General features: G+C 72.6%; 1 pseudogene. It reads left to right on the plus strand.

Annotated features, from left to right (window positions below):
* Positions 1–391 (plus strand): annotated as a pseudogene (locus G3I71_RS49610) (MFS transporter); the annotation flags it as partial.

The following is a 391-nucleotide window of genomic DNA, read 5'->3' on the forward strand; positions in this document are numbered from 1 at the left end:
CCATCGCCTCGGCCATGGCGGTGCTCCTGCTCCCGTACTCCCTGATCGGCCCCTTCGCGGGCGTTCTGCTGGACCGCTGGCCCCGCCGCCAGGTCTTCCTGTACGGGAACCTCCTGCGCGCCGCCCTGGCCTGCTGCACGGCCCTGCTGATCCTCGCCTCGGTGCCGGACTGGCTCTTCTACGCCTCGGCCCTCTGTGTCACCGCCGTCAACCGCTTCGTGCTGGCCGGGCTCTCCGCCGCGCTGCCACGGGTGGTGGACACCGAACAGCTCGTCGTCGCCAACTCGCTGTCCCCGACGGCCGGCACCCTCGCGGCCACCGCGGGCGGCGGCATCGCCTTCGTCGTTCGGCTGGTGGCCGACGAGTCCGATGCTGCGGTCGTCCTGCTGGG

Origin of the sequence: Streptomyces sp. SID12501, assembly GCF_010550245.1 — a bacterium.
Taxonomy (GTDB): domain Bacteria; phylum Actinomycetota; class Actinomycetes; order Streptomycetales; family Streptomycetaceae; genus Streptomyces.